Raw genomic sequence first — 9,805 nt, forward strand, 5'->3', positions numbered from 1 at the left:
TCGGCCAGGGCCGCAGCCTGGACGGCGCCGAGCAGCGCCAGCGCCGCCCGCCACCGCTTCGGCTCCTCGCCTGCCCGGTCGAGCCCGAGCTGGTGCAGGGCGAAGGCCTCGGCGACCAGCCGGCCCAGGGCGGCCTCGGCGGCGGGGTCCGCCACCACGCCGGCGAGGCCGGCCAGCAGCGGCCAGTCGCGCATCCAGCATTCCGGCCCGCCGAGCGCCGCCTCGACCACCGCCTTCCAGGCCGGCAGGCCATCCTCCGCCCCGCCGACCAGCCGGTCGGCGGCCAGGAAGACGCCGTCCAGCACCACCGCGCCCGGCAGCGCCGCGGCCTCTTCCGCCGCCGCCATCGGCAGCCGCGTGATGCCCGGCAGCGCCAGATCCACCAGGAAGAGGCCGAAGCCGGCCAGCCGGTCCGCCGCCACGGCCTCCGGGGCGCGGGTGCGGGCGAGCAGCAGCATGCGCTGCGCCTCGGCCGCATCGGCCACCGGGGACTTGCGGCCGGTGATGCGCCAGCCGCCGGGCACCGGCAGCGCCCGGGTCTCCGTCGCGGCCGGCTCGGCCGTGCGCTCCGCCTCCTCGATGCCGAGGCAGAAGCCGAGCCGGCCGGCGGCGATCCGCGGCAGCAGCTCCTGCTGCTGCGCCGGGGTCCCGAAGCCGAGCAGCAGCGGCCCGACCAGCCGTTCCGCCACCCAATGCGCCCGCAGCGGCGCCCCGTGCGCCAGCAGTTCCTCGGCGATGACCTGGCGGTCGAGCCGGCTGCCGCCGAGGCCGCCGCAGGCGCGCGGCCAATCGGTGCCGATGTAGCCGCGGGCGCCCAGCCGGGTGGCGAAGCCGGCATCGCCGGGGCCGAAGCTGCCGGCGCCGGGATCCCAGAGGCCGCGGCCGATCTCGGCCGCCAGGAAGCGTCGCAGGTCGCGGCGCAGCGGCCCGTCCGTCGCATCCGCCTCGGCCATGCCCATGCTCCCGCCCATGGGCGGCAGATTACACGCGGATGGCGGGTTGGTGAGCCGGCATCATCACCTTGCCGGCGATTGCGCCCGGCCGGTCCGGGTCAGGGGGTCGCCTGCGCCGCCCGCATCGCCCGGCGCAGCTTGGCGATGCCGGTGCGGACATGGCCGTTGTCGCAGAGCCGCACGCCCTCCGCCATCAGCGACCGGGAGGGCTCCCGCGTCGCCGCCGGCATGCCGGCCAGCCGGGTGACCAGGCTGCCGCAGTACTCCGCGGTGTCGGTGGTGACCCGCGGCTCCGCCGTGGCCGAGACTGCCAGCACGAGCAGCAGCGCCGGCGGGGTGAGGAGGCTTTGCATGGTGCGCCAGGATGCCGCCCCGCGGCTCAAGCCGCGGTGGGCTGCGCATGACGCTTCGGTCATGGCGCCGCCGGGGTGGCGCGCCCGGGGCCGGGCCGGCCCGCTCAAGGGCTCGGCAGCAGCAGCACGACCCGCAGGCCGGGCGGGGTCCGGCCCGCCACCGCATCCTCCAGCCGCAGCTCGCCGGCATGCAGATGCGCCACCGCCTGCACCAGCGACAGCCCGAGGCCGGAGCCCGGCGTGGCGCGGGCCTTGTCGGCGCGGAAGAAGCGCTCGCCGGCATGGCTGCGGTCGTCGGGCGCGAGGCCGGGGCCGTCGTCGGCGACCAGGATCTCGATCCCCTTGGCCACCCGCCGGGCGCTCAGCTGCACCGTGCCGCCGGGCGGGGTGAACTTGATCGCGTTGTCCAGCAGGTTGACGACGGCCTGCAGCAGCAGGTCGCGGTCGCCGACCAGCTCCAGCTGCGGCGGCAGGTCGGTGGCGAAGTGCTGGCCGCGCGCCTCGGCCGCCACCTCGTAGATCTCGGCCGCGTCGGCCAGCACCAGGCTGAGGTCGAGCGGGGCGAAGGCGGCCCGCCGCGCCCCCGCCTCGGCCTCGGCGATCCGCAGCAGGGCCTGGAAGATGCGGCTGATGGCATCGAGGTCGGCGATGCCCTGCTCCACCGTCGCCCGCAGCGCCGGCTCGTCCGGCGCCTCGGAGAGCGCGTCCTCCAGCTTGGCCCGGGCCCGGGCGATCGGGGTGCGGAGGTCGTGGGCGATGGCGTCGGAGACGCCGCGGACCCCCTCCATCAGCGTGCCGATGCGCTCCAGCATGGTATTGAGCGTCTGCGCCAGCCGGTCGAACTCGTCGCCCCGGCCCGACAGCGCGACGCGCGAGCCGAGGTTGCCGCCGGCGATGGCGGCGGTGGTGGCGAAGACCGGGCGCATCCGCGCCTGCAGCGCATGCCGCAGCAGCCAGGCGCCCATGAGCGCGAACAGGACCACGGCGCCCGAGGCCCAGAACACGCCCTCGGTCAGCAGCCGGCGCAGCTGCTCGCGCTCCGACTCGTCGCGGCCGACCAGCAGCCGCAGGCCCGGCAGCTCCAGCCGGTGCAGCCGCGCCTCGGCGGCGAAGCCGTCGTGCAGCACCCGGGTGCGGAACCAGGCGCCCTCCTCGGCCGGCACCGCCGGCCAGCGGTCGAGGTTGCCGGCCAGCCGGCGGCCGCCCTCGGCTTCGGTCAGCAGGTAGATCGCCTCGTTCTCGACGTCGACGGCGAGGCGCTCCTCGATCGCCTCGGCCAGGCCGGTGGCCCCGGCCTCCCGCCAGCGCTCGGCGAGCGCGATGGCATCAGCCCGCACCGCCGCGTCGGTCTGCCGGTCGAGCGCCCCCGCGGTCGCCCACCACAGCACCGCGACCAGGGCGATGGCGGCCGAGGCGAACATGGCGGCGAAGAGCAGCGCGAAGCGGAAGCCGGCGCTCTTCAGCAGCCGGGGCGGGCCGAGCGACAGGCTCGGCGCCATGGCGGCATGCCGCGGGCCCGCCGCCTGCGCCTGCCGCCGCGCCGAGGCCAGCTTCAGGGCTCGGCCCGGATCATGTAGCCGGCGTTGCGGACGGTATGGATGAGCGGCTTGTCGAAGCCCTTGTCCAGCTTCTGCCGGAGGCGCGAGACATGGACGTCGATGACGTTGGTCTGCGGGTCGAAGTGGTAGTCCCAGACCTTCTCCAGCAGCATGGTGCGGGTCACCACCTGCCCGGCATGGCGCATCAGGTGCTCGAGCAGGCGGAACTCGCGCGGCTGCACGTCGATCCGCTTGGCGTTGCGGGTGACGGTGCGCGACAGCAGGTCGAGCTCGAGGTCGGCGACCCGCAGCTTGGTCGCGGGGGCATCGACCGAGGGGCGGCGTCCCAGCGCCTCGACGCGGGCGAGCAGCTCGGCGAAGGCGAAGGGCTTGGTCAGGTAGTCGTCGCCGCCGGCCTTCAGCCCCTTCACCCGCTCATCCACCGCCGACAGCGCCGAGAGGAACAGCACCGGGGTGCGGTTGCCCTGGCTGCGCAGGGTCTCGACCAGCCGCACGCCGTCGACGCCGCCCGGCAGCATGCGGTCGAGCACCAGCATGTCGAATTGCTCGGAGGCCGCGAGGAAGAGCCCGTCCCTGCCATTCGTCGCGTGCTCCACCGTATGCCCGGCCTCCTGCAGGCCCTTCTTCACGAACCGGGCGACTTCGGCATCGTCCTCGACCAGCAGCATGCGCATGGCGTGTGATCCCCAGAATTCGTCCTGTTTAGCCCTGCCCCGGCCGGCGGCCAACCTGCACCGGCATCTCCCGCTCGCGGCCCTCGCGCAGCACGGTCAGGCGCAGGGTCTGGCCGGGCGGGATGGCGGCCACGGTGCGGACCAGGGCGCGGGAGGTCTCGACCCGGTCGCCGTTGATGGCGACCACCACGTCGCCCTGGCGCAGCCCCGCCCGGCCGGCCGGGCTGGTGCGCTCCACCGCCGCCACCAGCACGCCGCGGCGGGCGCTGCGGCCGTCCTCCGGCACCAGGTCCTGCACCGAGACCCCGAGCCAGCCGCGCTCCACTCGGCCCTCCCGCTTCAGCTGCTCGATCACCGGCCGGGCCAGGTCGGAGGGGGTGGCGAAGCCGATGCCGGCGCTGGCGCCGGACGGCGAGTAGATCGCGGTATTGATCCCGATCACCTCGCCGGCGGCGTTGAACAGCGGCCCGCCGGAATTGCCGGGGTTGATGGCGGCATCGGTCTGGATGAAATCGTCGAAAGGTCCCGCGCCGATCTCCCGGCCCCGGGCCGAGACGATGCCCGAGGTGACGGTGCCGCCGAGGCCGAAGGGATTGCCTGCGGCCAGCACCCAGGAGCCGACCCGGGCGGCGCCGGACACGCCGAATGGCACCGCGGCCAGCGGCGCGCGCGGCTCGACCTTCAGCAGGGCGAGGTCGGTCAGCTCGTCCATGCCGATGACCCGGGCGACCAGCTCGGTCCCGTCCTGCAGCGAGACCACCACCCGGGTGGCGCTGCCGATGACGTGGTTGTTGGTGACGATGAAGCCGGACGGGTCGACCACGAAGCCGGAGCCGGCGCCGGTGGTCTCCTGCCGGCGGTTGCGCAGCCGGTCGCGGAAGTAGCGCTCCAGCGGGGTGCCGCGCACCTCGGGCGGCAGCTGCGCCGCCTGCTCGCCGGTGACGGCGATGTTCACGACGGCGGGCAGCACCCGCTCGGCCAGGTCGGCGAAGTCCGGCAGCAGGCCGCGCTGGGCGGCGGCCGGGCCGGGGCTGCCGGTGCAGCCTGCCAGGAGAGCGGCGCCGAGAAGGCCAAGGTGGCGACGCGAAAGCAGGGCGGACATGGGACGCGATCCTTGGCCGGGGGCAAGCCTGGAGGCTGCGGGGGGGGGCGGCAATACCCTCAAACTCTGGGAAGATGGATGCGATCCTTCAACCTCCCGCCGGGGGATCGTCAGCCCCCGCGCGGCGGCTTCGGCGGGTCCGGCACGGCGGTGGCCGGGTCCTCGGGCCAGTTGTGCCGCGGATAGCGGCCGCGCATGTCCTTGCGCACATCCGCCCAGCCGCCCTTCCAGAAGCCGGCGAGGTCGCCGGTGACCGCGACGGGGCGCCCCGCCGGCGAGAGCAGCGCCACCTGCAGCGGCACCCGCCCCTCCGCCAGCGGCGGCAGCCGGGTCAGGCCGAACAGGTATTGCGGCCGGGCCTCCAGCGTCGGCGGATCGGCGGCGTAGTCGATGGCGGCGCTGCGACCGGCCGGCAGCGGCAGGCGCGGCGGCAGCGCCGCCTCCAGCCGCTGCCGCTGCGCCCAGGGCAGCCCGGCCAGCAGCAGGTCGACCAGGTTCAGCCCGGCCAGCTCCGTCAGCCGGGAGCGGCCGAACAGCGCCGGGGCCAGCCAGTCCTGCACCGTGGCGGCCAGGGCGGCATCGCCGGCATCCGGCCAGGCCGCGCCCTCCACCCGGCGCATCCAGCCGAGCCGCGCCTGCACCTGTCGCGCCGCCGTGCTCCAGGGCAGGTCGCGCAGCCCGCGGTCGGCCACCGCCGCGGCCAGGGCGGCGGCGATCACCGCCGGGTCGGGGTTGGCCAGCGGCTGCTCCTCCAGCACCAGCGGCCCGAAGCGCAGCCGCCGGCGGGCCAGCACGGCGCCGCTGCGGGCATCGAAGGCGGCGCCCTCCTCGCGCCGGAAGCGCCCGGGGAAGCGGGCCTCGAGCACCGCGCGGTCGAGCGGCGCTGCCATGCGGATGCGCGCCTCGGTGCCCTGCAGCTCGAGGTCGGCGACCGCCAGCAGCGGCGCCTTGGCCAGCGGGTCGGTGGCCCCGAGCCGGGCGCCCTGGCCGGAGGCCAGCCGGAAGGCGCCGGCCATGACGCCGCGCATGGCGGCGATGCGGTCGGGGAAGCCGGCGGCCAGCAGCGCGCCCGGGTCGCCCTCCGGCATGGTCGCGCCATGCACCCCGAGCCGGCGGCGGTGCAGCGCGGCGGCGCGGCGGATGCGCTGGACCGTGGCGCGGTCGGCGTTCGGGTGGTCGCCGCCGTGCAGCAGGTCGAGCCGCAGGGTGATGTCGCAGGGCGCCTCGCGGCCGCGGATCGGGTCGCGTTCCTCGAGCAGCGCGGCGAGGTCGGCGGCCAGCGCCTTCTCGCCCTCGTCCCCGGCGGCGGCCAGCATCCGGGCGAGGCGCGGATGGGTGCCGAGCCGGGCCATGCGGCGGCCGGTGGGCGTGATGCCGCCGTCCGGCTCCAGCGCATCGAGGTCGGTGAGCAGGGCGCGGGCGGCGGCAAGCGCCCCGGCCGGCGGCGGGTCGAGCCAGGCGAGGTCGCCGGGCGCGGTGCCCCAGGCGGCGAGGTCGAGCGCCAGGCCCGAGAGCTCCTCCTCCAGGATCGCCGGCCGGTCCTGCGGCGCCAGGCCGCGGTGCAGCGCCTCCGACCAGAGCCGGATGGCGACGCCCGGCGCGGTCCGTCCGGCGCGGCCGGCCCGCTGCTCGGCGGCGGCCTTGCTGATGCGGACGGTGACGAGGCGCGCAAGGCCGGTGGCGGGGTCGAGCCGCGGCGTGCGGCGGAAGCCGCCGTCCACCACGATGCGGACGCCGGGGACGGTCAGCGAGGTCTCGGCGATGGAGGTCGCCAGCACCACCTTGCGGCCGGCGCCCGGGTTCAGCGCCCGGTCCTGCTCGGCCGGCGGCATCTCGCCGTGCAGCGGCAGCACCTCGGCCTCGATGCCGGCCAGGCGCTCGGCGGTGCGGCGGATCTCGCCCCAGCCCGGCAGGAAGGCGAGGATGTCGCCGGGGTGCGCCCGCAGCGCGAGGCGGATCGCCGCCGCCATCGCCTCCGGCAGGTCGCGGGCATCGGCGAGGTCGCGCGGGCGGTACTCCTGCGCCACCGGCCAGGCGCGGCCGAGGCTGCTGACCACCGGCGTCTCCGGCCCCAGCAGCCCGGCGAAGGCGGCGCCGTCCAGCGTCGCCGACATCGCCAGCAGCCGCAGCTCCGGGCGGAGGGCGCGCTGCAGGTCGAGGCAGAGCGCCAGGGCGAGGTCGGTGTCGAGGTTGCGCTCATGCGCCTCGTCGAACAGCACGGCGCAGACGCCCTCGAGCCCCGGGTCGGACTGCAGCCGGCGGACCAGCAGCCCCTCGGTCACCACCTCGATCCGGGTCGCCGCCGAGCCGGCGCGGTCGAGCCGCGTGGCGAGGCCGATGGTCTGGCCCGGCGCGCCCTCCCCTAATAGGTCGGCCATGCGGCGGGCGGCGGCGCGGGCGGCGACGCGGCGGGGCTCCAGCACCAGGATCTTCTGGCCCGCGGCCCAGGGCTCGTCGCGCAGGACCAGCGGCACCAGCGTGGTCTTGCCGGCCCCCGGCGGGGCGATCAGCACCGCGTTCGGCCCGGCGCGCAGCGCGGCGGTCAGGGCGGGCAGGGCCTCGGTGACGGGAAGCTCCGGCATGTCGGCGGGGATGGGGGGCATGCGGGCGGCATAGTCCGGCCCGGGCTCGGCGCAAAGCGGCAAGGGGCGGAGGCGCGGCGGTCAAATCAACCATTGCGGCGATACATCTTCCGCGTGAGCGCCATTGCTGGTTTACTCAACCAGAAGGGGGCAGTTTTGTCTTGATCGCGCCAATGTGAACGTATACTTTATTTTCATAGCGCAGACGTGAGGCTTGGCCATGACCCCCAAACTCAGCCGCCTTCCCACCGCCACCGCCGAAGCCGCCCAGGTCCGGCGCCGCTCGCTCGGGGCGATGATCGCCCACAAGCGGCGCTGCCGCGAGGCCGGGCAGCCCGATGCGGAGGCCGTCAACCGCATGATCCACGCCTTCCATGCCCGCGGCGGCGCCATCACCCAGTGCCCCCCGGCCTATGTGATGCCGGTGCAGAACGGCACCGGCGCCGGGCCCTGACGCACCTGCGGCCGCGCCGGCGCCGGTCCTGCCGGCGCACCCCGTCGACCTCCTGACCTGCAACGGAATCCCCGATGTCCTGCGTCATCCCCTTTCCCACCCGCAGCCAGGCCGCCGAGCCCAGCCCGGTGCGGCGCCCCTCCTCCACCCGCACCGACGTCGCCGGCCTCGCCGCCCGGCTGCAGCGCATCGAGCGCTGCAGCGGCGCCGACGAGGCCAAGGTCGACCAGCTGGTCGATGCCGAGCTGGCGGTGCTGGACGCCCTCGCCCAGGCCCCGGCCCGCGACCAGGCCGAGGTCGCGCTGAAGCTCGCCGCCCTGCTGCGCCGGTCCGAGGCCGAGGACGACGGCTTCCTGCCGGAGGGCGAGATGGCGCTGCTGCGGAGCGCCCTCCGCGACCTCCGCCGGCTCGGCCGGCAGAAGGTCCTGGCCCAGGCCTGAGCCGCGCGCCGCGGCGCGGCCGATAGGCCCTTGCGGAGAGGCTGGCGCGTCCCGTTCTATCCGCCGCATGCGACCTCTCCTCCTCCTGCTGGCCATCCTGCTCGGCCCCGTGCCGGCCCGGGCGGCGGAAAGCCCGGCCGTGCGGTCGCCGCGCGCCACCGCGACCCTGGTCGCCGACCATCAGGCGGTGGCCCCGGGCGAGGCCTTCCAGCTCGGCCTCCGGCTGCGGCTGGCGCCGGGCTGGCACACCTACTGGCGCAACCCCGGCGATGCCGGGGCGCCGCCCGAGCTGCTTCTCACCCTGCCGGAGGGCGTCACCGCCGGGCCGATCCAGTGGCCGGCGCCGCAGCGCATCCCGACCGGCCCGCTGGTCAGCTACGGCTACGAGCAGGAGGTGCTGCTGCCGCTGCGGGTCGCCCTGCCGGCCGGCGGCCCCGCCCCGGCCGGGCCGCTGACGATCGAGGCCGAGGCGAGCTGGCTGGTCTGCGCCGAGATCTGCATCCCCGAGGAAGGCCGCTTTCGGCTCGACCTGCCCGTGGCCGCGGCCGGGCGGCTCGATGCCGGCCTCGCGCCGCTCTTCACCCGGGCGGAGGCCGCGCTCCCCCGGCCCTCGCCCTGGGAGGCCAGGGCCGCCTTCGCCGGCTCCCGCGCCAGCCTCACCCTCTCGGGGGCGGCGCTCTCGGCCGCCACCCTGCGCGAGGCGGCCTTCTTCCCGGCCCAGGACGGGCTGCTCGACAATGCCGCGCCGCAGCCGCTGCGGCTGCGCGACGGCAGCGCCACCCTCGGCCTCAGCCCGCGCGAGGGCGCCGCCGCCCCGGCCAGCCTCGAGGGGGTGGTCGTGCTGACCGATGCCGCCGGGGTGCGCAGCGCCTATGCCGTGGCCGCGCCGGTCGGCGGCCTGCCGGAGGCGGCGGCGCCCGGCCTGCCGCTGTGGCAGGCGCTCGCCTCCGCCTTCCTCGGCGGCCTGCTGCTGAACCTGATGCCCTGCGTCTTCCCCATCCTGGCGATGAAGGCCATGGCGCTGGCGCGGCTGTCCGGCGCGGCGCGGGCCGTGGTCCGGGCCCATGCCGCGAGCTACACCGCCGGCGTGCTGGTCAGCTTCCTGGCCCTGGCCGGGCTGCTGATCGGGCTGCGCCAGGCCGGCGTCACCGCCGGCTGGGGCTTCCAGTTCACCGCCCCCGCCTTCGTCGCCGCGCTGGCCTGGCTGATGCTGGCGGTGGGGCTGAACCTCTCGGGCGTGTTCGCCCTGGGCGGGCGGCTGGCCGGGGCCGGCGGCGCCCTGGCGGCGCAAGGCGGCCATGCCGGCAGCTTCTTCACCGGGGCGCTGGCGGTGCTGGTCGCCACCCCCTGCACCGCCCCCTTCATGGCCGCCGCGGTCGGCGCCGCCCTGGCCATGCCGGCGGCGGCGACCCTGGCGGTCTTCGCCGCGCTCGGCCTCGGGCTGGCGGCGCCCTATGCGCTGCTGGGGGTCTTCCCCGGGCTGGCCTCGCGGCTACCGCGGCCGGGCCCCTGGATGGAGGCGCTGCGCCAGGGCCTCGCCTTCCCGATGTACGCCGCCGCCGCCTGGCTCGCCTGGGTGCTGGCGCAGCAGGCGGGGCCGGACGGGCTGCTGCTGGTGCTCGGCGGCGCGGTGCTGGTCGGCTTCGCCGCCTGGGCCTATGGCCTCGCCCAGCGCCGCGGCGACGGCG

Annotated in this window: 9 protein-coding genes; 3 read left to right on the forward strand and 6 right to left on the reverse strand. The window is 76.6% G+C overall.

Annotated features, from left to right (window positions below):
- The 6 genes from QWZ14_RS07990 to hrpB all read right to left on the reverse strand — a co-directional run.
- The coding region (locus QWZ14_RS07990) for an acyl-CoA dehydrogenase family protein (RefSeq protein WP_290316101.1) at positions 1 to 953 on the reverse strand (953 nt) is incomplete at its 3' end.
- 98 nt (positions 954 to 1,051) lie between these two features.
- Positions 1,052 to 1,306: a hypothetical protein gene (locus QWZ14_RS07995; protein WP_290316102.1), complete on the reverse strand. Its 255-nt coding sequence runs from the start codon at positions 1,304 to 1,306 to the stop codon at positions 1,052 to 1,054.
- A gap of 104 nt (positions 1,307 to 1,410) precedes the next feature.
- Positions 1,411 to 2,805, reverse strand: a complete 1,395-nt coding sequence (locus QWZ14_RS08000; protein WP_290316103.1) for a sensor histidine kinase — start codon at positions 2,803 to 2,805, stop codon at positions 1,411 to 1,413.
- 53 nt (positions 2,806 to 2,858) lie between these two features.
- Complete coding sequence (locus QWZ14_RS08005) at positions 2,859 to 3,539, reverse strand: winged helix-turn-helix domain-containing protein (RefSeq protein ID WP_290316104.1); 681 nt, start codon at positions 3,537 to 3,539, stop codon at positions 2,859 to 2,861.
- A 28-nt stretch (positions 3,540 to 3,567) separates the two neighbouring features.
- On the reverse strand, positions 3,568 to 4,641 hold the full coding sequence (locus tag QWZ14_RS08010; RefSeq protein WP_290316105.1) for a S1C family serine protease: 1,074 nt from the start codon (positions 4,639 to 4,641) through the stop codon (positions 3,568 to 3,570).
- A 110-nt stretch (positions 4,642 to 4,751) separates the two neighbouring features.
- Complete coding sequence (hrpB, locus tag QWZ14_RS08015; RefSeq protein WP_290316106.1) at positions 4,752 to 7,244, reverse strand: ATP-dependent helicase HrpB; 2,493 nt, start codon at positions 7,242 to 7,244, stop codon at positions 4,752 to 4,754.
- A 199-nt stretch (positions 7,245 to 7,443) separates the two neighbouring features.
- On the opposite strand from hrpB, the gene QWZ14_RS08020 reads away from it, so the two are divergent.
- From QWZ14_RS08020 to QWZ14_RS08030, 3 genes are all read left to right on the forward strand, one after another.
- On the forward strand, positions 7,444 to 7,677 hold the full coding sequence (locus QWZ14_RS08020; RefSeq protein WP_290316107.1) for a hypothetical protein: 234 nt from the start codon (positions 7,444 to 7,446) through the stop codon (positions 7,675 to 7,677).
- 74 nt (positions 7,678 to 7,751) lie between these two features.
- The gene (locus tag QWZ14_RS08025) at positions 7,752 to 8,117 is read left to right on the forward strand and encodes a hypothetical protein (protein ID WP_290316108.1); all 366 of its coding nucleotides are present in this window, start codon (positions 7,752 to 7,754) and stop codon (positions 8,115 to 8,117) included.
- Positions 8,118 to 8,184: 67 nt separating this feature from the next.
- A partial coding sequence (locus QWZ14_RS08030; RefSeq protein WP_290316109.1) for a protein-disulfide reductase DsbD domain-containing protein occupies positions 8,185 to 9,805 on the forward strand: 1,621 nt, incomplete at its 3' end.

This window comes from Paeniroseomonas aquatica, from assembly GCF_030409335.1.
Classification (GTDB): Bacteria; Pseudomonadota; Alphaproteobacteria; order Acetobacterales; family Acetobacteraceae; genus Belnapia; species Belnapia aquatica.